21 protein-coding genes are annotated in these 22147 nt (G+C 55.3%); 18 read left to right on the plus strand and 3 right to left on the minus strand.

The window, feature by feature from the left end:
• Window positions 1-68: 68 nt before the first annotated feature.
• Window positions 69-1007 carry a LysR family transcriptional regulator gene (locus tag APT89_RS14755; protein WP_045261645.1) on the plus strand — a complete coding sequence of 313 codons (939 nt, stop codon included), beginning with the start codon at window positions 69-71 and terminating at the stop codon, window positions 1005-1007.
• A 41-nt stretch (window positions 1008-1048) separates the two neighbouring features.
• Here the strand turns inward: APT89_RS14755 and rne are convergent, their stop codons facing one another.
• Complete coding sequence (gene rne / locus APT89_RS14760) at window positions 1049-4156, minus strand: ribonuclease E (protein WP_060572811.1); 3108 nt, start codon at window positions 4154-4156, stop codon at window positions 1049-1051.
• Between the two features lie 572 nt (window positions 4157-4728).
• Between rne and rluC the strand changes: the two genes are divergently transcribed.
• Entirely contained in the window at window positions 4729-5676 is a 948-nt protein-coding gene (gene rluC, locus APT89_RS14765) for a 23S rRNA pseudouridine(955/2504/2580) synthase RluC (protein WP_028012713.1), read from the plus strand.
• 79 nt (window positions 5677-5755) lie between these two features.
• On the opposite strand, the gene APT89_RS14770 is transcribed toward rluC, so the two are convergent.
• On the minus strand, window positions 5756-6340 hold the full coding sequence (locus tag APT89_RS14770; protein WP_041910516.1) for a Maf family protein: 585 nt from the start codon (window positions 6338-6340) through the stop codon (window positions 5756-5758).
• A 140-nt stretch (window positions 6341-6480) separates the two neighbouring features.
• Between APT89_RS14770 and yceD the strand changes: the two genes are divergently transcribed.
• The 14 genes from yceD (at window position 6481) to ptsG (ending at window position 18807) form a co-directional block, all read left to right on the plus strand.
• Window positions 6481-7002 (plus strand): 23S rRNA accumulation protein YceD, encoded by a 522-nt coding sequence (gene yceD, locus APT89_RS14775; RefSeq protein WP_021240759.1) that lies wholly within the window; start codon window positions 6481-6483, stop codon window positions 7000-7002.
• A gap of 16 nt (window positions 7003-7018) precedes the next feature.
• The gene (gene rpmF / locus APT89_RS14780; RefSeq protein ID WP_003857964.1) at window positions 7019-7192 is read left to right on the plus strand and encodes a 50S ribosomal protein L32; all 174 of its coding nucleotides are present in this window, start codon (window positions 7019-7021) and stop codon (window positions 7190-7192) included.
• An 80-nt stretch (window positions 7193-7272) separates the two neighbouring features.
• Window positions 7273-8307, plus strand: coding sequence for a phosphate acyltransferase PlsX (plsX, locus tag APT89_RS14785; RefSeq protein ID WP_028012715.1), 1035 nt, complete (start codon window positions 7273-7275; stop codon window positions 8305-8307).
• A gap of 6 nt (window positions 8308-8313) precedes the next feature.
• Entirely contained in the window at window positions 8314-9267 is a 954-nt protein-coding gene (locus APT89_RS14790; RefSeq protein ID WP_041910515.1) for a beta-ketoacyl-ACP synthase III, read from the plus strand.
• Between the two features lie 15 nt (window positions 9268-9282).
• A complete protein-coding gene (gene fabD / locus APT89_RS14795) occupies window positions 9283-10212 on the plus strand; it encodes an ACP S-malonyltransferase (protein WP_060572813.1) in 930 nt (309 codons plus the stop codon).
• Window positions 10213-10224: 12 nt separating this feature from the next.
• Window positions 10225-10959, plus strand: coding sequence for a 3-oxoacyl-ACP reductase FabG (gene fabG / locus APT89_RS14800; RefSeq protein ID WP_010429699.1), 735 nt, complete (start codon window positions 10225-10227; stop codon window positions 10957-10959).
• Window positions 10960-11113: 154 nt separating this feature from the next.
• Window positions 11114-11350 carry an acyl carrier protein gene (gene acpP, locus APT89_RS14805; protein WP_003857954.1) on the plus strand — a complete coding sequence of 79 codons (237 nt, stop codon included), beginning with the start codon at window positions 11114-11116 and terminating at the stop codon, window positions 11348-11350.
• A gap of 91 nt (window positions 11351-11441) precedes the next feature.
• Window positions 11442-12683 (plus strand): beta-ketoacyl-ACP synthase II, encoded by a 1242-nt coding sequence (gene fabF / locus APT89_RS14810; RefSeq protein WP_045630098.1) that lies wholly within the window; start codon window positions 11442-11444, stop codon window positions 12681-12683.
• A 121-nt stretch (window positions 12684-12804) separates the two neighbouring features.
• Entirely contained in the window at window positions 12805-13620 is an 816-nt protein-coding gene (gene pabC / locus APT89_RS14815) for an aminodeoxychorismate lyase (protein ID WP_060572816.1), read from the plus strand.
• Complete coding sequence (gene yceG / locus APT89_RS14820; RefSeq protein ID WP_041910512.1) at window positions 13617-14639, plus strand: cell division protein YceG; 1023 nt, start codon at window positions 13617-13619, stop codon at window positions 14637-14639. The genes pabC and yceG overlap by 4 nt, the downstream gene beginning before the upstream one ends.
• Window positions 14629-15270, plus strand: a complete 642-nt coding sequence (gene tmk / locus APT89_RS14825) for a dTMP kinase (protein ID WP_060572818.1) — start codon at window positions 14629-14631, stop codon at window positions 15268-15270. The genes yceG and tmk overlap by 11 nt, the downstream gene beginning before the upstream one ends.
• Window positions 15267-16271, plus strand: coding sequence for a DNA polymerase III subunit delta' (gene holB, locus APT89_RS14830; RefSeq protein ID WP_060572820.1), 1005 nt, complete (start codon window positions 15267-15269; stop codon window positions 16269-16271). Before tmk ends, holB begins: the two co-directional genes overlap by 4 nt.
• Window positions 16272-16281: 10 nt before the next feature.
• Window positions 16282-17076: a metal-dependent hydrolase gene (locus tag APT89_RS14835; RefSeq protein WP_028012723.1), complete on the plus strand. Its 795-nt coding sequence runs from the start codon at window positions 16282-16284 to the stop codon at window positions 17074-17076.
• A 297-nt stretch (window positions 17077-17373) separates the two neighbouring features.
• Entirely contained in the window at window positions 17374-18807 is a 1434-nt protein-coding gene (gene ptsG, locus APT89_RS14840; protein WP_028012724.1) for a PTS glucose transporter subunit IIBC, read from the plus strand.
• Between the two features lie 71 nt (window positions 18808-18878).
• On the opposite strand, the gene fhuE is transcribed toward ptsG, so the two are convergent.
• Window positions 18879-21068 carry a ferric-rhodotorulic acid/ferric-coprogen receptor FhuE gene (gene fhuE / locus APT89_RS14845; protein ID WP_060572822.1) on the minus strand — a complete coding sequence of 730 codons (2190 nt, stop codon included), beginning with the start codon at window positions 21066-21068 and terminating at the stop codon, window positions 18879-18881.
• A 340-nt stretch (window positions 21069-21408) separates the two neighbouring features.
• Here fhuE and hinT point away from each other — a divergent pair, with 340 nt between their 5' ends.
• Both hinT and APT89_RS14855 read left to right on the plus strand, forming a co-directional pair.
• Window positions 21409-21768, plus strand: a complete 360-nt coding sequence (hinT, locus tag APT89_RS14850) for a purine nucleoside phosphoramidase (protein WP_060572824.1) — start codon at window positions 21409-21411, stop codon at window positions 21766-21768.
• Between the two features lies 1 nt (window position 21769).
• Window positions 21770-22144, plus strand: coding sequence for a YcfL family protein (locus APT89_RS14855; protein ID WP_041910507.1), 375 nt, complete (start codon window positions 21770-21772; stop codon window positions 22142-22144).
• Window positions 22145-22147 lie beyond the last annotated feature (3 nt).

The following is a 22147-nucleotide window of genomic DNA, read 5'->3' on the forward strand; positions in this document are numbered from 1 at the left end:
TACGCCTTGCGGCGGTAGCGGGCGCGGTGGTAAAACGCTTATACGTTGAACGTATAGATGAAAAGTAAATGAAAAGAGTTGAGCGTATAGACAGGGTAGAGCTGATGCGGACGTTTGTCCGCATTGTGGAGGCGGGTTCCCTTTCTGCGGCGGCACGGCAGCTGGACACCACCCAGGCTACGGTGAGCCGGCGGCTGCAGTCGCTTGAGACAATGCTGGGCGTGCGTCTGATGTTGCGCACCACCCACACGACGCGGCTGACGGATGACGGGGAGCGCTGCTATCAGCATGCCCGTCGGGTAATTGACAGCTGGCTGGCGCTGGAAGACGAGGTGGGGCAGACGGAAGATGAACCTGTAGGCGTGCTGCGGGTGCGGGCACCGCATGCGTTTGGTCAGGATCAGCTCCTGAAACCACTAACCGAATTTCTACAGCGTTATCCGCAGCTTTCTATTGAGTGGATGCTCAACGATCGGTCGGCTGATTTTCTGGGCGACAATCTTGACTGCGCTATTCGGGTGGGAATGGAAGTCGACCCGGCGACCGTGTCCGTGCTGCTGGCCGAAGTGCCGCGCTCGGTGGTGGCTTCTCCGGCATTGCTGGACCGCTTTCCGACGGTTAACACCCCGGAGGATCTGCAGCAGCTTCCCTGGATTGCCATCAGCTCTTTCTACCAGCGCCATGTGGAGCTTTTTCACGAGGCATCATCCGCCACCGCGCGCGTGATAATTACCCCACGCCTGAGCACTGACAGTCTGTATGTCGCACGCAATACGGCACTCACCGGTCTTGGCGTGGCGGTAGTATCCAGCTGGACGGTACAGGATGATATCCGGGAAGGTCGGCTGGTACATTTGCTGCCAGAGTGGCAGCCGGCGGCGTTACCGGTGCATCTGGTTTACCCCTGGTCCCGCTATTATCCGGCGCGCTTGCGACGATTTCTGGAGCTAATGCGGCAGATCATGCCGGAGGTCACCGGGATGAGAAAGCCCGTGCAGCAGCCATAAAAAAAGCCGACCCGAAGGTCGGCTTTTTACTTTCTGCGTCGTTATTCGACAGACTGCGGACGCGTCGCTGGTGCAGTCGCGTGATGCGTTGCACTGTGGCCGCCTGCAGCGCCTTTACCGTCAAAGCTGAACGCCGGGCGAACCCAGTCGCTGTGACGCGGTGCTTCAGGCACATACTCTGGTGCCGGAGCGCGCGTCATCGGCGCTGTCGCAATGTGAGCAGGCGCAGGAGCGGCAACAACCTTAACCGGCTCTGGCTCCACTTCAGGCGCTTTCGCTTCTTCAACAACCGGTTCAACCTGAATCTCAACGTCCTGAACGATTTCTTCAGTGGTGGTTTCGACGAGGGTTTCAGCGGCTTCTTCCACTGCGGCTACTGGTTCAGCCTCTTCAGCGACTTCCTCAGCCACCACGACATCTTCTTCGGCGATAATCTGCGGTGCGGCATCAACCGGCGCGGCAATCACTTCAGGATGGGTGGTTTCGACGTCCACTGCGTGTGGTTCTGCTGCTTCAACAACCTGAGGTTCAACCACGGTTGCTGCTTCGGTCACCGCATCTTCAACCGCTGCTACAGGAGCAATCACCTCTTCGGTCACTGCCTGCTCTTCAACAGCCTGCTCCAGGCGAGCGACCGGATAACGGATCCAGACTTTGCCGGATGCCATTTCTGGTGACGCGCACGCCACGGTCAACGGCATTGGAGACTGAGTCGGATAACGCTCGTCACGGTAGCGACGACGACGCTGGCCACTCACGCGCAGATGACGCGGAGAACGGCGGGAGCGACGCGGCATACCTGCGTTGTCACGGTTTTCACCGTTTTCATCCTGCTCGACGTTATTGTCCACGACGGCTGGCAGGTCAACTTTTGCAACCTGCGTGCCTGTTGCGGTTTCTGCCGCTTCAGCCGCAACTACGGTAGTTTCTTCTACCGGAGCCGCACCAACGCGCACTTTCTGTGACAGCTGGCGCTGCTTACGACGAGGCATCACCTGAGTACGTTCTTCCTGCTCGCCGTCCTGCTGCTCAGCGGGCTCTTCGCGGTTCAGGTTTTTAACTTCCTGCTGCGCCTGACGCTTCTCGTCGTTACGACGACGGTTGCGTTCGCGGCGTGGCTGCTGCTCGTCGCGCTGTTTGCTCTTCTCGGACTCATCGCCCGCCTGCTGGCGAATTTCACGATCTTCAACATTCTGCTGCTGTTTCTCGCGACGGTTGCGACGGTTGTCTTCGCGCTGCTCACGGCCTTCGTTACTGTCTGAACGGCTGTCACGACGCTCGTTACGGTCGCTGCGGTCGTTACGATCGCGGCGGTTGTTCTGACGCTTGCGACGGTCCTGCTGACGTTCAGGTTTGGCTGCTTTAGGTTCTTCTTTCGGCTGCTCTGGCTGAACTTCTTCACCCGCAAACATCTTCTTCAGCGCGCCGAAGAAGCGGCTCAGCAGACCCGGTTGCGCCGGCTGGGCTTTCACTGCCGTTACTTCTGGTTTCTGCGCCGCCGGTTTGGCTGCAGGTTTTTCCAGCGCCGCTTCCGGTGGTGCTTCAGGCATAATGAAGGTCGCTAACGCAGGCTGCTCTGGCAGTTTGCGCTCGGCAGGTTCTTCATCGGAAGGCAGCGCCATCTCTTCTTCATGCAGCTTCGGCAGCAGGTAGCTGAGGGTGCTGGTCTCTTCGCCCTTACGGACACGCAGCACGTGATAGTGCGGGGTTTCCATCTGGTCGTTTGGCACGATGATGCAGCGAACGCCGCCCTGACGGGCTTCGATTGCGCTGACCGCTGCACGTTTTTCGTTCAGCAGGTAGGAGGCAATCGGCACAGGCACAATGGCGTGAACCTCTTTGGTGTTCTCTTTCAGCGCTTCTTCTTCAATCAGACGCAGGATAGAGAGAGACAGCGATTCGTTATCACGCACGGTACCGGTACCGGAGCAGCGCGGGCAGACGTGATGGCTGGACTCACCCAGCGACGGGCTCAGACGCTGGCGGGACATCTCCAGCAGGCCGAAGCGCGAGATGTGGCTAATCTGGATACGCGCGCGATCCTGACGCACCGCTTCACGCAGGCGGTTTTCAACCGCGCGCTGGTGGCGAACAGGGGTCATGTCGATGAAGTCGATAACAATCAGACCGCCCAGGTCGCGCAGGCGGAGCTGGCGGGCGATTTCATCAGCGGCTTCAAGGTTGGTGTTGAAGGCCGTCTCTTCGATGTCCCCGCCGCGGGTTGCACGCGCGGAGTTGATGTCGATAGCGGTCAGCGCTTCGGTGGTATCGATAACGATAGAACCGCCGGACGGCAGGCGCACTTCACGCTGGAAGGCGGACTCGATCTGGGATTCGATCTGATAGTGGCTGAACAGCGGGATTTCACCGGTGTACAGTTTAATTTTGCTGGTGAAATCCGGACGACCCAGCGCGGCGATGTGCTGGCGAGCCAGCTCAAGCACTTTCGGGTTATCGATCAGAATCTCACCGATGTCCTGACGCAGGTAATCACGGAAGGCACGCACGATAACGTTGCTTTCCTGGTGGATCAGGAACGGAGCAGGGCGGCTTTCTGCGGCTTTCTGGATAGCTTCCCAGTGCTTCAGACGGAAGCTCAGGTCCCACTGCAGCGCTTCGGCAGATTTGCCCACGCCCGCGGTACGCACGATAAGCCCCATGCCATCCGGCAGCTCAAGGCTTGCCAGCGCTTCTTTCAGCTCGGTACGGTCATCACCTTCGATACGGCGAGAGATGCCCCCCGCGCGCGGGTTGTTTGGCATCAGCACCAGATAGCTCCCCGCCAGGCTGATAAAGGTGGTCAGTGCGGCACCCTTGTTGCCGCGCTCTTCTTTATCAATCTGAACGATAACTTCCTGACCTTCACGCAGAACATCTTTGATGTTTGGGCGGCCATGGGCGTTGTAGTTTGCAGGGAAATATTCGCGGGCGATTTCTTTCAGAGGGAGGAAACCATGACGCTCAGCACCGTAATCGACAAATGCAGCTTCAAGGCTTGGTTCAATGCGGGTGATTTTACCTTTGTAAATGTTCGCTTTTTTCTGTTCGTGTCCAGGACTTTCGATATCCAGATCGTACAGGCGCTGCCCATCCACAAGGGCGACACGCAACTCTTCTTGCTGAGTTGCGTTGATTAACATTCTTTTCATCGTAACTTACTCGTTATTCTTACATTGACGACAAAGCTGCGGGCAAGGTGACGCTTTCCGGGGTATGAACCGATGGCCTCGTGTCTGTTCACGTCGCCAACCTCACGGTTGTCGCTCGCTTAAGAGGCGCAGAGTGTCGGTTGCCTGTATTTCATACGGAAACACAGCGCAATTATCAGGGGAATTGCCTGGGTAGAACTCTCCAGAGAACAATCCTTATACCGGGAAGTACTGCAACCCGCAGCCCGCTAACTGCCTGAAAGATCAATACGTCTTACGCCATTGCTGCGTGGATGATCGGTCAGACAAAATTGGTCATTCCGTCGACATCCTTACAAAACCCGGATTTAACGCGGAAAACAGCCCCATTATTCCACTGCTCGCCGGGTTATAGCAAGATGACTTTTACCAATTATCACCCGGTTACTCACAGTTTCTTCACCTCAAGGTGGTGATTGGTTTAATAACCACCAAATCGATTGCGTGAAACGGGGCGCAGGCCGGATAAAAGTAAATATAAGCATAGAAAAATGAGTGGCGCTAATGGCTGACGATATTTAGAATCGCCAACCATGAAAACAGAGACTCCAGCCGTAAAAATGGTTGCTATCGCGGATGACTACGCGGGGCAACGCATCGATAACTTCTTGCGCACCCAACTGAAGGGCGTGCCAAAGAGTATGATTTACCGCATCCTGCGTAAGGGCGAGGTGCGGGTGAATAAAAAACGCGTGAAGCCTGAGTATAAGCTCGAAGCCGGTGATGAAGTGCGTATTCCACCGGTGCGCGTGGCTGAACGTGAAGAAGAGGTGGTTTCGCCGAAGCTGCAAAAAGTCGCGGCCCTGAGCGATGTCATCCTTTATGAGGACGATCATATTCTGGTGCTGAATAAGCCATCGGGTACCGCGGTCCACGGTGGTAGCGGTCTGAGCTTCGGCGTGATTGAAGGGTTACGTGCGCTGCGTCCTGAAGCCCGTTTCCTCGAACTGGTTCACCGCCTGGACCGTGATACCTCAGGCGTGCTGCTGGTAGCGAAAAAGCGTTCAGCGCTGCGTTCCCTGCACGAGCAGCTGCGTGAAAAGGGCATGCAGAAAGATTATCTGGCGCTGGTGCGCGGTCAGTGGCAGTCCCACGTGAAGGTGGTGCAGGCCCCGCTGCTGAAGAACATTCTGCAAAGCGGCGAGCGCATTGTGCGCGTGAGCCAGGAAGGGAAACCGTCGGAGACGCGCTTTAAGGTTGAAGAGCGCTACGAGTTTGCCACGCTGGTGCGCTGCAGCCCGGTGACGGGACGTACCCACCAGATTCGCGTGCATACCCAGTTTGCGGGCCATCCGATTGCGTTTGATGACCGCTACGGCGATCGCGAGTTCGATAAGCAACTGGCGGGTACGGGCCTGTCGCGTCTGTTCCTGCATGCGGCAGCGCTGAAGTTTACCCATCCTAATACCGGGGAAGTTATCCGTATTGAAGCGCCGCTGGACGAGCAGTTGAAACGCTGCCTGAAGGTTCTGCGCGGCTGATTAGGTGCCGGGTGGCGCTGCGCTTACCCGGCCTACGAAACCCGTAGGCCCATGCAAGCGAAGCGCCGCTGGGCATAACTTACACGATCAGCGGATTACACTCTTCTCGCCGTAACATCTGGCACAAGGCAATCAGCGGCAATCCCACCAGTGTGTTCGGATCCCGACCGTCCAGCTTGTCGAACAGCGCAATTCCCAGCCCCTCACTTTTGAAGCTTCCTGCGCAGTTCAGCGGACGTTCCCGGCGCACGTAGTCCATAATCTCCTGCTCGCTAAGATGGCGGAAGTGCACGTCGAACGGCTCGCATTCGGTTTGCAGATGGCCGGAGGCGGAGTTATAGAGCGCCAGGCCCGTGTAAAAGGTCACGATAGTGCCCCGCGCACGCAGAAGCTGCTGGCAGGCATTCTCCTCCGTATGGGGCTTGCCGGTGATTTCGCCGTCCAGCACGCAAACCTGATCGGAGCCTATAATCAAATGTGCAGGATAACGTGCGGCCAGCGATTGCGCTTTCTCCTTAGCGAGACGCGTTACCAGATGACGCGGTGATTCGCCCGGCTGCGGCGTCTCATCAACGTCCGGCGCGGCGCATTCAAACGGGATCCCGAGCTTTTCCAGCAGCGTTCGACGGTAGGGAGAAGTGGAAGCAAGGACGAGATTTGGCATATTTTTATCACCAGATATAGCGTATCGATGCCAGCCATTTTAAACTACAGGCCGCAATGTGTGCGAATAATTGGCAAAAGGCAGCTCTGATTGCCTTTTTCTTTGACTCTATGACGTTACAAAGTTAATATGCGCGCCCTATGCAAAAGGTAAAATTACCCCTGACTCTTGATCCGGTTCGTACGGCTCAAAAACGCCTTGATTACGAAGGTATCTATACTTCCGATCAGGCCGAGCGTATTGCCGAATCTGTAGTCAGTGTGGACAGTGATGTAGAATGCTCCATGTCGTTCGCTATCGACAACCAGCGTCTCGCCGTTTTAACCGGTGATGCAAAGGTAACGGTAACGCTCGAGTGTCAGCGTTGCGGGAAACCGTTTGTACAGCATGTTCACACAACGTATTGTTTCAGTCCGGTTCGTTCTGACGAACAGGCTGAAGCACTCCCGGAAGCGTATGAGCCGATTGAGGTTAACGAATTCGGTGAAATCGATCTTCTGGCTCTGGTTGAAGATGAAATCATCCTCTCCTTGCCAGTTGTTCCGGTGCATGATTCTGAACACTGTGAAGTGTCCGAGGCGGACATGGTCTTTGGGGAACTGCCTGATGAAGCGCAAAAACCAAACCCATTTGCCGTATTAGCCAGCTTAAAGCGTAAGTAATTGAGGAGTAAGGTCCATGGCCGTACAACAGAATAAACCAACCCGTTCCAAACGTGGCATGCGTCGTTCCCATGACGCGCTGACTGCAGTTACCAGCCTGTCTGTAGACAAGACTTCTGGTGAGAAACACCTGCGTCACCACATCACCGCTGACGGTTTCTACCGCGGCCGCAAGGTTATCACTAAGTAATCGCGCGAAAGCGTGATTAGGCTTAGTGAGGATTTCCCCGTGCAAACGGGGAAGTTACCGAACCAGGCTGCGACGATACCTTGACACGTCTAACCCTGGCGTTAGATGTCATGGGGGGAGATTTTGGCCCTTCCGTGACAGTGCCTGCAGCATTGCAGGCACTGAATTCTAATTCGCAACTCACACTTCTTTTAGTCGGCAATCCCGACACAATCACGCCATTACTTGCAAAAGCTGACTTTGAACAACGTTCGCGTCTGCAGATTATTCCTGCGCAGTCAGTTATTGCCAGTGATGCACGCCCCTCACAGGCGATTCGTAATAGCCGTGGCAGCTCTATGCGCATGGCGCTGGAGCTGGTAAAAGAAGGGCGAGCGCAGGCTTGCGTCAGCGCCGGCAATACCGGTGCGCTGATGGGGCTGTCGAAATTACTGCTCAAGCCGATTGAGGGCATTGAGCGCCCGGCACTGGTGACGGTGTTACCGCATCAGCAGAAGGGGAAAACGGTGGTGCTCGATTTGGGCGCTAACGTGGATTGTGATAGTACCATGCTGGCTCAGTTCGCCGTGATGGGGTCGGTGCTGGCAGAAGACGTGGTCGGGATCAACAATCCCCGCGTTGCGTTATTGAATATTGGTGAAGAAGAGACCAAAGGCCTGGACAGCATTCGCGACGCTGCTGAAATGCTCAAACAGGTTCCCTCCATCAACTATATTGGTTATCTCGAAGCCAATGAGTTGCTGACGGGAAAAACGGATGTTCTGGTGTGCGATGGCTTCACCGGAAACGTAACGTTGAAGACCATGGAAGGGGTCGTGCGCATGTTCCTTTCTCTGCTGAAATCTCAGGGAGAAGGCAAAAAAAGCGCCTGGTGGTTGATTTTATTGAAGCGTTGGTTACAAAAGAGCCTGACGCGGCGATTCAGTCACCTCAACCCCGACCAGTATAATGGCGCCTGTCTGTTAGGATTGCGCGGCATCGTGATTAAGAGTCATGGCGCCGCCAATCAGCGAGCATTTTCTGTCGCCATTGAACAGGCAGTGCAGGCGGTGCAGCGACAAGTCCCTCAGCGGATTGCCGCTCGCCTGGAATCTGTATTAGCTAAAAGTGACTGAGCGTACATGTATACGAAGATTTTAGGTACCGGCAGCTACCTGCCAAAACAAGTGCGTACCAACGCCGATCTGGAAAAAATGGTAGATACGTCTGACGAGTGGATTGTCACGCGCACAGGTATCCGTGAACGTCGTATCGCCGCGCCAGACGAAACCGTGTCCACCATGGGTTACGAAGCCGCACAGCGCGCTATCGAAATGGCGGGTATCGATAAAGAAGAGATTGGCTTGATCGTGGTTGCCACGACGTCTGCCACGCATGCTTTCCCAAGCGCGGCGTGTCAGGTGCAGAACATGCTCGGTATTAAAGGCTGCCCGGCGTTTGACGTTGCCGCCGCGTGCGCAGGTTTCACCTACGCGCTGAGCATTGCCGATCAGTATGTTAAATCTGGCTCCGTCAAATATGCGCTGGTTATCGGTGCTGACGTTTTGGCGCGTACCTGCGATCCAACCGATCGCGGAACGATCATTATTTTCGGTGATGGTGCCGGTGCGGTGCTGCTGGGGCAGTCCGAAGAGCCGGGTATCATCTCCACGCATCTGCATGCCGATGGCCGCTACGGCGAGCTGTTAACGCTGCCTAACGCCGATCGCGTTAATCCGGACAGCTCCATCTACCTGACCATGGCGGGTAACGAGGTGTTCAAGGTGGCGGTGACCGAGCTTGCGCACATTGTCGATGAGACGCTGGAAGCAAATAACCTTGAACGCACCGCGCTCGACTGGCTGGTGCCGCATCAGGCGAACCTGCGTATCATCAGCGCCACCGCTAAAAAGCTGGGCATGTCGATGGATAACGTTGTGGTGACGCTGGATCGTCACGGCAACACCTCTGCGGCGTCGGTACCGTGCGCATTTGATGAAGCGGTACGCGACGGACGAATCAAACGGGGCCAGCTGGTCTTGCTTGAAGCCTTCGGTGGCGGGTTCACCTGGGGTTCCGCGCTGGTTCGTTTCTAGTATAAGGAATAAAAAATGACGCAATTTGCTTTTGTGTTCCCGGGCCAGGGTTCTCAAACCGTTGGGATGTTGTCTGAAATGGCAGCAAACTACCCGGTCATTGAAGAGACTTTTCGTGAAGCTTCTGATGCGCTGGGTTATGATCTGTGGGCGCTGACCCAACAGGGTCCGGCCGAAGAGCTGAACAAAACCTGGCAAACTCAGCCAGCGTTGCTGACTGCGTCCGTTGCGCTGTGGCGCGTATGGCAGCAGCAGGGCGGTAAAGCGCCAGCGCTGCTCGCGGGCCATAGCCTGGGTGAATACTCTGCGCTGGTGTGCGCCGGTGTGATTGCGTTTGCTGACGCGGTGCGCCTGGTAGAACTGCGCGGTAAATTCATGCAGGAAGCGGTGCCAGAAGGAACGGGTGGCATGTCTGCCATTATTGGTCTGGATGATGCCGCGATTGCAAAAGCGTGTGAAGAATCTGCTGAAGGGCAGGTGGTTTCTCCGGTTAACTTCAACTCGCCGGGCCAGGTTGTTATTGCTGGTCATAAAGAGGCCGTTGAACGTGCCGGTGCTGCCTGTAAAGCCGCGGGCGCCAAACGCGCACTGCCGCTGCCGGTCAGCGTACCGTCTCACTGCGCACTGATGAAGCCCGCAGCCGAGAAACTGGCGGCTGAGCTGGAAAAAATTACCTTTAACGCACCGACGATTTCCGTTGTGAACAACGTCGATGTGAAATGCGAAACCGCGCCGGAGGCTATCCGTGACGCACTGGTTCGCCAGCTCTATAGCCCGGTACAGTGGACCAAAACCATTGAGTTTATGGCCTCTCAGGGCGTTGAGCACCTTTATGAAGTCGGTCCTGGTAAAGTCCTCACCGGTCTGACGAAACGTATTGTTGACACCCTGACTGCCTCGGCGATTAACGAGCCGGAAGCGATGTCAGCGGCACTCTCGCAATAAAAGAGGAATACCATGAGTTTTGAAGGAAAAATTGCCCTGGTTACTGGCGCAAGCCGCGGTATCGGGCGTGCAATTGCTGAAACACTGGTCGCGCGCGGCGCGAAGGTGATTGGTACAGCAACCAGCGAGAATGGCGCTCAGGCCATCAGCGAGTATCTGGGTGCGAACGGTAAAGGTCTGGTACTGAATGTGACCGAACCTGCATCTATCGAATCTGTTCTGGAAAATATTCGCGCAGAGTTTGGTGAAGTGGATATTCTGGTCAATAATGCCGGGATCACTCGCGACAACCTGCTGATGCGAATGAAAGATGATGAGTGGAACGATATTATCGAAACCAACCTGTCATCTGTATTCCGTCTGTCAAAAGCGGTAATGCGCGCTATGATGAAAAAGCGTCATGGTCGTATTATCACTGTTGGTTCTGTGGTTGGTACCATGGGAAATGCTGGTCAGGCTAACTACGCTGCGGCGAAAGCAGGTCTGATCGGTTTCAGTAAGTCGCTGGCGCGTGAAGTCGCGTCCCGCGGGATTACTGTAAACGTTGTTGCTCCGGGCTTTATTGAAACGGACATGACGCGTGCGCTGACTGATGATCAGCGTGCGGGTACGCTGGCGGCAGTTCCGGCGGGTCGTCTTGGCGACCCTAAAGAAATCGCCAGTGCGGTTGCATTTTTAGCCTCTGACGAAGCGGGTTACATCACTGGTGAGACCCTCCACGTCAACGGCGGGATGTACATGGTTTAATCACGATCGAAAATATTTGCGTTATTAGGGCAAATGGCCTCAAAATAACGTAAAATCGTGGTAAGACCTGCCGGGATTTAGTTGCAAATTTTTCAACATTTTATACACTACGAAAACCATCGCGAAAGCGAGTTTTGATAGGAAATTTAAGAGTATGAGCACTATCGAAGAACGCGTTAAGAAAATTATCGGCGAACAGCTGGGCGTTAAGCAGGAAGAAGTTGTGAACTCCGCTTCCTTCGTTGAAGACCTGGGCGCAGATTCTCTTGACACCGTTGAGCTGGTAATGGCTCTGGAAGAAGAGTTTGATACTGAGATTCCGGACGAAGAAGCTGAGAAAATCACCACCGTTCAGGCTGCCATTGATTACATCAACGGCCACCAGGCGTAAGTGAACATCTCCAGGCGGTCATTCGACCGCCTGAGTTTTATCTTTTTTAGTTCCACGTATCTCTTTTTTTATCCCTCCCTGGAGGACAAACGTGTCTAAGCGTCGTGTAGTTGTGACCGGACTTGGCATGTTGTCTCCTGTCGGCAATACCGTAGAGTCCACCTGGAAAGCTCTCCTTGCCGGTCAGAGCGGCATCAGCCTAATCGACCATTTCGATACTAGCGCCTATGCAACGAAATTTGCTGGCTTAGTAAAGGATTTTAACTGTGAAGAGATCATCTCGCGCAAAGAACAGCGCAAGATGGATGCCTTCATTCAATATGGAATTGTAGCTGGCGTTCAGGCCATGCAGGATTCTGGCCTTGAGATTACGGAAGAGAACGCAACCCGTATCGGCGCCGCTATTGGCTCCGGGATTGGCGGTCTTGGCCTGATCGAGGAAAACCATACATCGCTGATGAATGGCGGACCGCGTAAGATCAGCCCGTTCTTCGTTCCGTCCACGATTGTTAACATGGTGGCAGGTCACCTGACCATTATGTTCGGCCTGCGTGGTCCAAGCATCTCTATCGCTACCGCGTGTACGTCTGGCGTACATAACATCGGCCAGGCCGCGCGTATCATTGCGTACGGCGATGCAGATGCTATGGTTGCGGGCGGTGCTGAAAAAGCCAGTACCCCACTGGGTGTTGGTGGTTTCGGCGCAGCGCGTGCGCTCTCTACCCGTAACGATAACCCTCAGGCGGCGAGCCGTCCGTGGGATAAAGACCGCGATGGTTTTGTGCTGGGTGACGGCGCAGGTATGCTCGTACTGGAAGAGTACGAACATGCGAAAAAACGTGGCGCGAAAATTTATGCTGAAGTCGTTGGCTTCGGGATGAGCAGCGATGCGTATCACATGACGTCTCCTCCGGAGAACGGCGCGGGTGCTGCGCTGGCGATGGAAAATGCGATCCGTGATGCGGGTATTACCCCTGCACAGATTGGCTACGTTAACGCGCACGGCACTTCTACGCCTGCAGGCGATAAAGCAGAAGCGCAGGCGGTTAAGTCTATCTTCGGCGAGGCTGCCAGCCGCGTAATGGTCAGCTCCACGAAATCCATGACCGGTCACCTGCTGGGTGCGGCGGGTGCAGTAGAGTCAATCTACTCTATCCTTGCGCTGCGCGATCAGGCTGTGCCGCCAACCATCAACCTGGATAACCCGGATGAAGGTTGCGATCTGGACTTCGTTCCGCACGAAGCGCGTCAGGTTAGCGGTATGGAGTACACCCTGTGTAACTCCTTCGGCTTTGGCGGTACGAATGGTTCTCTGATCTTCAAAAAGGTCTGAGCCTGACTGCCTGAAAGCTATAAAAAAAGGTCCGCTTGGCGGGCCTTTTTTATTAGGGAAAATCCCCTTGTCCGGCTTTTAACATCCTGCCAGACTGAGCCTCCACGCATAAGGAGCCACCATGTTTTTAATTAATGGCCTTGAGCAAGAAACGCTGCCGGCAAGCGACAGGGCAATCCAGTTTGGCGATGGCTGTTTCACCACTGCGCGTATTCTTGACGGTGAGGTGAGCCTGCTTGACGCCCATATCCGTCGTTTACAAAAAGCCTGCGAGAAATTGCTGATTCCCTTCATGCAGTGGGACACTCTCGAGCGCGAGATGCGCCGGCTGGCGTCAGGTAATACAAACGGCGTTTTAAAAGTTATTCTTAGCCGCGGCAGCGGCGGGCGAGGGTACAGCGGTTCCGCCTGTCAGCATCCCACGCGTATTCTTTCCGTATCAGCGTACCCTGCTCACTATGCGCGCTGGCGTGAGGAGGGGGTAACGCTGACGCTGAGCCCGGTACGGCTGGGGCGAAACCCTATGCTCGCCGGAATAAAACATCTTAACCGCCTTGAACAGGTGCTTATTCGTACTCATCTTGAACAGACGGACGCCGATGAGGCGCTAGTCCTTGACAGCGAAGGGTTCATTACGGAATGCTGTGCGGCTAATTTACTCTGGCGGAAGGGCCGTGAGGTCTTCACCCCTTCGCTGGAGCAGGCTGGGGTTAACGGCATCATGCGCCAGTTTTGTTTGCAACAGCTGGCACATGCAGGCTTTCGCGTTGTCGAAGTAAACGCGAAGGAAGAGGCGCTGCTGTCCGCCGATGAAGTTGTGATCTGCAATGCGCTGATGCCTGTTATACCCGTTCGGGCGTATGGTCAACAGCGCTGGTCTTCGCGAGAGCTCTTTACGTTTTTAGCCCCGATATGTGAGCAAATCAAAAAGTCATGAAGAAAATGTTGCGCTTTGTCCTTCTCCTGATCGTTGCGCTGGGTATTGCCGGCGGAGCGGGAGTATGGAAGGTTCGCCAGCTGGCGGACAGTAAAATCCTGATTAAAGACGAGACGATTTTTACCCTGAAAGCCGGTACCGGGCGGATGGCGCTGGGCGAGCAGCTTTACGGGGATAAAATCATCAACCGTCCACGCGTGTTCCAGTGGTTATTGCGTATCGAGCCTGAACTGTCTCACTTCAAGGCTGGTACCTATCGCTTTACGCCCGGCATGACCGTCAGAGAGATGCTGCAGCTGCTGGAAAGCGGTAAAGAGGCACAGTTCCCGCTGCGCTTTGTTGAAGGGATGCGCTTAAGCGATTACCTCAAGCAGCTGCGTGATGCGCCTTACATCAAGCACACGCTAAAAGACGATCGCTATGAGACGGTCGCCGAGGTGCTGAAATTTGAACATCCTGAGTGGGTGGAAGGCTGGTTCTGGCCAGACACCTGGATGTATACGGCGGGCACGACCGACGTGGCGATTCTTAAACGGGCACACAAAAAGATGGTTGAGGCAGTTGATTCCGCCTGGGAAGGGCGTATGGACGGGCTGCCTTATCAAGATCAAAACCAGTTTGTGACAATGGCCTCGATCATTGAGAAAGAGACGGCCGTGGCGGCTGAGCGCGACCGGGTCGCGTCGGTATTTATCAACCGCCTGCGCATCGGCATGCGTCTGCAAACTGACCCGACTGTTATCTACGGCATGGGCGAGAGCTATGCCGGTAAGATCTCCAGAAAAGATCTGGAGACGCCAACGGCGTATAATACCTACGTGATTAACGGCTTGCCGCCGGGCCCGATAGCCACGCCGAGCGAGGCTTCGCTCAAAGCCGCCGCGCACCCGGCCAAAACACCGTACCTCTATTTTGTGGCTGATGGGAAAGGGGGGCATACCTTTAACACCAACCTTGCCAGCCATAATCGCTCTGTTCAGGACTATCTGAAGGCACTTAAGGAAAAAAATGCGCAGTAAATACATTGTCATTGAGGGACTAGAAGGGGCGGGTAAAACCACCGCCCGTAACGTGGTAGTGGATACGCTGAAATCGCTTGGCGTCGCTGACATGGTCTTTACCCGCGAGCCGGGCGGTACTCAGCTGGCGGAGAAACTGCGCAGTCTGGTGCTGGATATTAAATCCGTTGGCGACGAGGTTATTACTGACAAAGCCGAAGTGCTGATGTTCTATGCGGCGCGCGTCCAACTGGTTGAGACCGTGATTAAACCTGCGCTGGCCGACGGCAAGTGGGTGATCGGCGACCGTCACGATCTGTCGACTCAGGCCTATCAGGGTGGCGGACGCGGTATTGACCAAGCGATGCTGGCAACCCTTCGCGATGCCGTACTGGGGGATTTTCGCCCGGACCTGACCCTCTACCTGGATGTGACCCCGGAAGTGGGCCTCAGGCGCGCCCGCGCGCGCGGCGAACTGGACCGCATTGAGCAAGAGTCTTTCGATTTCTTTAACCGCGCGCGCGCGCGCTATCTTGAGCTGGCCGCGCGGGATAGCGCAATTCGTACCATTGACGCCACGCAATCTCTGGACGACGTCACGCGCGATATTCAACAGACCGTTACGCAGTGGCTACAGGAGCAGCAGGCATGAAATGGTATCCATGGTTGCGCCCGCACTTTGAACAGCTGATCGCCAGCTATCAGGCCGGTCGGGGGCATCATGCGTTACTGATTCAGGCGTTGCCGGGAATGGGCGATGATGCGTTGATCTACGCCATCACTCGTTTTCTGATGTGCCAGCAGCCGGAAGGGCATAAAAGCTGCGGTAAATGCCGCGGCTGCCAGCTGATGCAGGCCGGCACGCATCCTGACTACTACACGCTTGAGCCTGAGAAGGGCAAAAGCGCGCTCGGCATTGATGCCGTGCGTGAAGTCAGCGAGAAACTGTACGAACATGCGCGTCTGGGCGGGGCAAAAGTGGTCTGGCTCAACGACGCTGCGTTGCTTACCGAGGCGGCGGCGAACGCGCTGCTTAAAACCCTGGAAGAGCCGCCGGAAAAGACGTGGTTTTTCCTTTCCTGCCGGGACCCGGGACGTTTACTGGCGACGCTGCGCAGCCGTTGTCGTCTCCATCATCTGGCGGTACCTCAGGAATCGTGGGCGTTAAGCTGGCTTGAGCGAGAGGTGACAACGTCACAGGAGAGTGCGTTGTCTGCGCTGCGCCTCAGCAGCGGCGCCCCCGCGGCGGCGCTGGCATTACTACAGCCTGACGTCTGGTCGCAGCGAGAAGCGCTCTGCAGGGCCGTTGAGGCTTCACTTAACAACCAGGACTGGCTGAGTTTACTGCCTGCGCTGAATAGCGATCGGGCCGTTGAGCGTCTGCACTGGCTGGCCTCCTTATTGCTCGATGCGCTAAAAATCCAGCAAGGAGCTACGCTGCTGACTAACCCGGACGCGTGGCCCCTGGTGAACATGCTGGCGAGCCGCCTTACAGGCGCGTCTCTGCACGCTATCCTTCATGATGTTTGCGAGAGCCGCGAACAGCTTTTAACCGTGACGGGTCTTAATCGCGAGCTTTTGCTGACCGACCAGTTACTGCGTATTGAACACTACCTGCAACCGGGCGTTACGCCGCCTGTTTCCCATTTCTGAGAGAGACATTATGTTTTTAGTCGACTCACACTGCCATCTTGATGGCCTGGATTATCAATCCCTGCACAACGACGTGGATGACGTGCTGGCGAAAGCCGCTGCCCGCGATGTGAAATTTTGTCTTGCGGTGGCGACGACGCTGCCAGGGTATCGCTCAATGCGTGAGCTGGTGGGCGATCGCGATAACGTGGTGTTCTCCTGCGGCGTTCATCCGCTGAACCAGGATGAAGAGTATGATGTAGAAGAGCTGCGCCGACTGGCAGCAGAAGCGGGCGTCGTGGCGATGGGTGAAACCGGGCTGGACTATTTTTACACGCCGGAAACGAAAGCGCGCCAGCAGGCGTCTTTCCGCAACCATATTCGCATCGGCCGCGAACTGAATAAACCGGTCATCGTACATACACGCGATGCGCGCGCCGATACGCTGGCGATCCTCCGGGAAGAAAACGTGACGGATTGCGGTGGCGTACTACACTGTTTCACAGAAGACAGAGAAACGGCGGGTAAACTGCTTGATTTGGGGTTTTATATTTCGTTTTCCGGGATCGTGACGTTCCGTAACGCTGAGCAGCTCCGTGATGCTGCGCGCTATGTCCCGCTCGATCGCATTCTGGTGGAAACAGACTCTCCGTATCTGGCGCCGGTACCGCATCGCGGTAAAGAGAACCAGCCGGCCATGACGCGAGACGTCGCAGAGTACATGGCCGTGCTTAAAGGCGTCAGTATCGAAGAGCTGGCCCGCGTCACGACGCAAAACTTCTCTGCGCTGTTCCATATCGACCCCGCCCGCCTGCAATCCGTCTGATAAGCCTGTTTTTTTTAGGCTCGTAATTAATAAATAAAACGAGTAAAGTTCACCGCCTCATTTGGGGCGGTGACGGTGTTCTTAGAAACATCCAGACATGCTTTTTGTAAATTACTGAAAGTTTTTCGACCGTCTTAAGCTGAAACGTGATAGCCGTCAAACAAACTCAGAGGGAATTATTTTACTCTGTGTAATAAATAAAGGGCGCTTAGATGTCCTGTCCACGGCACGGTACTCCCCCCGGGCCAATGCGTGAAAGCGTAAAAAAAGCACAAATACTCAGGAGCACTCTCAATTATGTTTAAGAATGCATTTGCTAACCTGCAAAAGGTCGGTAAATCGCTGATGCTGCCAGTATCCGTACTGCCTATCGCAGGTATCCTGCTGGGTGTCGGTTCTGCTAACTTCAGCTGGCTGCCAGCCGTAGTTTCCCATGTGATGGCTGAAGCAGGCGGTTCCGTCTTTGCTAACATGCCTCTGATCTTCGCTATCGGTGTGGCGCTGGGCTTCACCAATAACGACGGCGTTTCTGCGCTGGCTGCAGTGGTTGCTTACGGCATCATGGTGAAAACCATGGCTGTGGTTGCGCCGCTGGTTCTGCATTTACCTGCAGAAGAGATTGCCGCGAAACACCTGGCGGATACCGGTGTTCTGGGCGGTATCATCTCCGGTGCGATTGCAGCGTATATGTTCAACCGCTTCTATCGCATCAAGCTGCCTGAGTATCTGGGCTTCTTCGCGGGCAAGCGTTTTGTTCCGATCATCTCTGGTCTGGCAGCGATTTTCACTGGCGTGATCCTGTCCTTCATCTGGCCACCAATCGGTTCCGCTATCCAGACCTTCTCTCAGTGGGCTGCTTACCAGAACCCGGTTGTCGCGTTCGGTATCTACGGCTTCATCGAGCGTTGCCTGGTGCCATTCGGTCTGCACCACATCTGGAACGTTCCATTCCAGATGCAGATTGGTGAATTCACCAACGCAGCAGGTCAGGTGTTCCACGGCGATATCCCACGTTACATGGCGGGTGACCCAACTGCAGGTAAACTGTCTGGTGGCTTCCTGTTCAAAATGTACGGCCTGCCGGCTGCTGCGATTGCAATCTGGCACTCTGCTAAGCCAGAAAACCGTGCAAAAGTGGGCGGTATCATGATCTCCGCAGCGCTGACCTCGTTCCTGACCGGTATTACCGAGCCGATCGAGTTCTCCTTCATGTTCGTTGCGCCAATCCTGTACATCATCCACGCTGTACTGGCTGGCCTGGCGTTCCCAATCTGTATCCTGCTGGGTATGCGTGACGGTACGTCCTTCTCTCACGGCCTGATCGACTTTATCGTTCTGTCCGGTAACAGCAGCAAGCTGTGGCTGTTCCCAATCGTGGGTGCGTGCTACGCCGTTGTTTACTACACCATCTTCCGCGTGCTGATCAAAGCACTGGACCTGAAAACTCCGGGTCGTGAAGATGCAACTGAAGACAGCAAAGCAGGCGCGACCAGCGAAATGGCTCCGGCACTGGTTGCTGCGTTCGGCGGTAAAGAGAACATCACTAACCTGGACGCGTGCATCACTCGTCTGCGTGTGAGCGTTGCCGACGTTGCGAAAGTGGACCAGCCGGGTCTGAAAAAACTGGGTGCAGCGGGCGTGGTTGTTGCAGGTTCGGGCGTTCAGGCTATCTTCGGTACTAAATCCGATAACCTGAAAACCGAAATGGATGAGTACATCCGCAACAGCTAAGCTGTGACCTGGGGAGACTAAGGCAGCCGAATGGCTGCCTTTTTTATTGCTGTGGTTTGTTGTGCCAACACTCAGAAGTCGTAGCTTGCGCTCACTGAGACGTTCAGCGGTGCGCCATAAACCACGTAAGAGCCGACGTAATCGTAATACTCTTTGTCGAACAGGTTGTTGACGTTCGCCTGAATAGCAAAATCTTTGGTGACCTGATAGCGGCTGAACAGATTAACCAGTCCGTAGCTGCCTTGCTCTGCGCGGGATTGTCCCGCCGGGCCACCGTCCACATCCGTCCACACTTTGTTCTGCCAGTTTACGCCACCGCCCACCGTCAGCGCCGGCAGCATTGGCAGCTGATAACGGGTAAACAGCTTCATTGTCGTGCGCGGCTGATCGGAACTGACAGCGCTGCCGTTCTTATCTTCCGCAATGTAGCGGGTCGCGCCGAACGTCAGCTGCCAGTTATCGGTCAGGGCGCCGTTTAGCTCGAACTCAATCCCTTTGCTGACCACGCCGTCCAGCGATTCATAAATCGACTCACCGCTCGGCATGTAGGTATAGGTGTTGCTCGCCACGTTATCCTGCTCGATGCGGAAAATCGCCAGCGAGGTGGTCAGACGGGTATTAAACCAGTCTGCTTTAACACCGGCTTCGTAGCTTTTGCCCGTGGTTGGATCGAGATAACGTCCGCTGGCGTCGCGCTTGTCCTGCGGCTGGAAGATGGAGGTATAGCTGATGTAGGTCGACCAGTCTTCGTTGATATCGTAGACCAGGCCCGCGTAAGGCGTTACGTCATCTTCAGTGCTTTCCAGACGGGTGTCAGGAGAGCCCGCCGGGTTATAGCGAATGTTGTAGTTGGTGTAGCGCGCACCAAGGATCAGGTGCAGCGGGTCAGCCAGCGAGAAGCGGGCGGACGTGTAAGCTGAGGACTGGCGAATGTCGTCCTGGCTGTAGAGCTTCCACGGCGTCCACTGCGGATCGGCGATATTTCCGTTCCAGTTTTTGAAATTCCCCACGTCCACCATGCCGTACAGCGCATCCGGCATTCTGTTGTCATAGTGGTTGCGCTGTCGGCTGAAGCTGCCGCCAAACATCATCTCATGCTGGCGGCCGAAAAGATCGAAGCCGCCGCGCAGGAAGGCATCAACCGCATCCTGTTTGCGTTCACCTCTGTTCCAGCCGCCGTAGCCAACCATGCCCGCCCCGGTCTCTTTTTCCGGATAGCCGGACATATACATCAGCTTGCTGTCGAAGTTGGTCTCCGCGTGCATGCCGTTGACGTGCGCTTCCCAGCCGTTGTCGAAACGCTGGGTCAGGTTAGCGAAGATGCGGGTGCTATCCTTGTCTGAATAGGCCCAGTCAGGCGCAACGGTCTGGCTGCGATTGTAGTCGGTTTTACTCCCGTCGCTGTACCAGGTCGGCAATCCGCCCCAGGTCGGATCGGCGGTGTGGCTTTCCTGATATTCATACCCTACAGAGAGGGTGGTGCTGTCGGTGACGTCCGCATCCACCACGCCGTAGAGGAACTTCTTCCGGTAGTGGTAGTTATCCACGAAGCTGTCGTTGTCCTGATAGCCCGTAATCAGGCGTCCCCGTACCTTCCCGGGCTCTACCAGCGGTGCCTGGAGATCCAGCACGTAGCGCTGTTTGTCCCAGCTGCCGTAGCTGGCGGAGACATTGCCTTTGAACTCATTGCTGTCCGCATGCTTACGCACCATATTGACGTACGCCGCCGGGTTACCGGTGCCGGACATCAGCCCGGTCGCGCCGCGAACCACTTCGATACGGTCGTAAATCGCGGTATCGGCGGCGGTGTCGCCGAAGTTCCACACTTCGCTGATGGAGGTGGGCAGGTCGTCAAAGGCGTAGTTACTGACGAAAAATCCGCGCGAGTAAAATACGGTACGATCGCTGTCCTGCACCTGCGCTGTTACGCCAGTCGTGTTGGTTAAGACCTGGCCGATAGACTGCAGGTTCTGATCCGCCATGCGCTGTTGGCTAATGACGCTAACGGACTGTGGGATATCGCGTGGAACCAGCAACAGCTTTGTGCCGGTGGTGGTGGTTTTTACGCTGTAATCCCGGTCCTGACTTGCGGAAGGATCCTGCGTATTGTCAAAACCTCCATCCACGACGACGGTGTCTTCGGTTGCTGATGCAGCGAAAGCGGCGGCTGGCGTCAATGCCATAGCAATACAGGCTGCCAGCAACGAAGGCGTTGCGACAGGCTGACGTTGCCCATCCCTGGTGTGATCAATGAAAGACATTATCAAACCCTTATGAACGGTGAAGAGTGTTTGCGTCAGTCCCACAAATACGGTCTGACGTCGTTTTCTATGTTAAAAATGCGCATGAAAATGCAAATGCGAAATATACGCATTGCCATTAATGCTGTAAACAGATGTGTCGTGCGAAACTGAAATAATGTTTCAGCCCGTTAAGCCACGCGAGCGGTCACTCTTCAGTCAGCTGATGAATATTCAGCAAAGAATTCGGGGGAGAAGGTTGAAAGGACAGGAGAAACTCGCTCATACTCTTGAATTGTGTCACACAGTCCTCCAGAGAGTGTGTTAACAGCGGACGCACCTAACAAAAAAGGAAAAGGTCATGGCTGAAGAAACGATTTTCAGTAAAATTATTCGCCGCGAAATCCCGTCGGACATCGTCTATCAGGATGAACTGGTAACGGCTTTCCGGGACATTTCCCCTCAGGCACCGACACACATCCTTATCATTCCTAATATTCTGATTCCGACCGTAAACGACTTAAAAACCGAGCACGAAGTGGCGTTAGGTCGTATGCTGACGGTGGCGGCGAAAATTGCCGAGCAGGAAGGCATAGCGGAAGACGGTTATCGTCTGATCATGAACTGTAATCGTCATGGCGGCCAGGAAGTTTATCATATTCACATGCATCTGCTGGGTGGACGTCCGCTGGGACCGATGCTGGCTCACAAAGGTCTGTAACATGTTTAAAGGGCGTATTGCAGCGCTGGTAATGACGATGATGGTTGTGGGGTGCAGCACGCGTCCGGCGATCCCCGTCAGCGATGAACAGACGCTGGTGATGGAATCCTCCGTGCTGGCTGCGGGCATCACGGCGCAACAGCCCGCACTGACCATCAGTGAAATTAAATCTTCTGCCTCCTCTACGCTCTATAACGAAAGAAATGAACCGGTGACGGTCCACTACCGTTTTTTCTGGTATGACGTAAGAGGTCTTGAGATGCACCCGCTGGAGGCGCCGCGCAGCGTCACTCTTCCGGCAAGGTCGTCGGTAACGCTCTATGACAGCGCCAGCTATCTGGGTGCGCATAAGGTGAGACTTTATCTTTATCTCTAAGGG

Source organism: Enterobacter sp. 50588862, assembly GCF_001462935.1.
GTDB classification, from domain to species: Bacteria; Pseudomonadota; Gammaproteobacteria; order Enterobacterales; family Enterobacteriaceae; genus Enterobacter; species Enterobacter bugandensis.

Bases quoted from the DNA above. Each gene is read 5' to 3' on its own strand.
- APT89_RS14755 (WP_045261645.1), top strand. From the start codon at position 69: ATGAAAAGAGTTGAGCGTATAGACAGGGTAGAGCTGATGCGGACGTTT.
- rne (WP_060572811.1), bottom strand. From the start codon at position 4,156: ATGAAAAGAATGTTAATCAACGCAACTCAGCAAGAAGAGTTGCGTGTC.
- rluC (WP_028012713.1), top strand. From the start codon at position 4,729: ATGAAAACAGAGACTCCAGCCGTAAAAATGGTTGCTATCGCGGATGAC.
- APT89_RS14770 (WP_041910516.1), bottom strand. From the start codon at position 6,340: ATGCCAAATCTCGTCCTTGCTTCCACTTCTCCCTACCGTCGAACGCTG.
- yceD (WP_021240759.1), top strand. From the start codon at position 6,481: ATGCAAAAGGTAAAATTACCCCTGACTCTTGATCCGGTTCGTACGGCT.
- rpmF (WP_003857964.1), top strand. From the start codon at position 7,019: ATGGCCGTACAACAGAATAAACCAACCCGTTCCAAACGTGGCATGCGT.
- APT89_RS14790 (WP_041910515.1), top strand. From the start codon at position 8,314: ATGTATACGAAGATTTTAGGTACCGGCAGCTACCTGCCAAAACAAGTG.
- fabD (WP_060572813.1), top strand. From the start codon at position 9,283: ATGACGCAATTTGCTTTTGTGTTCCCGGGCCAGGGTTCTCAAACCGTT.
- fabG (WP_010429699.1), top strand. From the start codon at position 10,225: ATGAGTTTTGAAGGAAAAATTGCCCTGGTTACTGGCGCAAGCCGCGGT.
- acpP (WP_003857954.1), top strand. From the start codon at position 11,114: ATGAGCACTATCGAAGAACGCGTTAAGAAAATTATCGGCGAACAGCTG.
- pabC (WP_060572816.1), top strand. From the start codon at position 12,805: ATGTTTTTAATTAATGGCCTTGAGCAAGAAACGCTGCCGGCAAGCGAC.
- yceG (WP_041910512.1), top strand. From the start codon at position 13,617: ATGAAGAAAATGTTGCGCTTTGTCCTTCTCCTGATCGTTGCGCTGGGT.
- tmk (WP_060572818.1), top strand. From the start codon at position 14,629: ATGCGCAGTAAATACATTGTCATTGAGGGACTAGAAGGGGCGGGTAAA.
- holB (WP_060572820.1), top strand. From the start codon at position 15,267: ATGAAATGGTATCCATGGTTGCGCCCGCACTTTGAACAGCTGATCGCC.
- APT89_RS14835 (WP_028012723.1), top strand. From the start codon at position 16,282: ATGTTTTTAGTCGACTCACACTGCCATCTTGATGGCCTGGATTATCAA.
- ptsG (WP_028012724.1), top strand. From the start codon at position 17,374: ATGTTTAAGAATGCATTTGCTAACCTGCAAAAGGTCGGTAAATCGCTG.
- fhuE (WP_060572822.1), bottom strand. From the start codon at position 21,068: ATGTCTTTCATTGATCACACCAGGGATGGGCAACGTCAGCCTGTCGCA.
- hinT (WP_060572824.1), top strand. From the start codon at position 21,409: ATGGCTGAAGAAACGATTTTCAGTAAAATTATTCGCCGCGAAATCCCG.
- APT89_RS14855 (WP_041910507.1), top strand. From the start codon at position 21,770: ATGTTTAAAGGGCGTATTGCAGCGCTGGTAATGACGATGATGGTTGTG.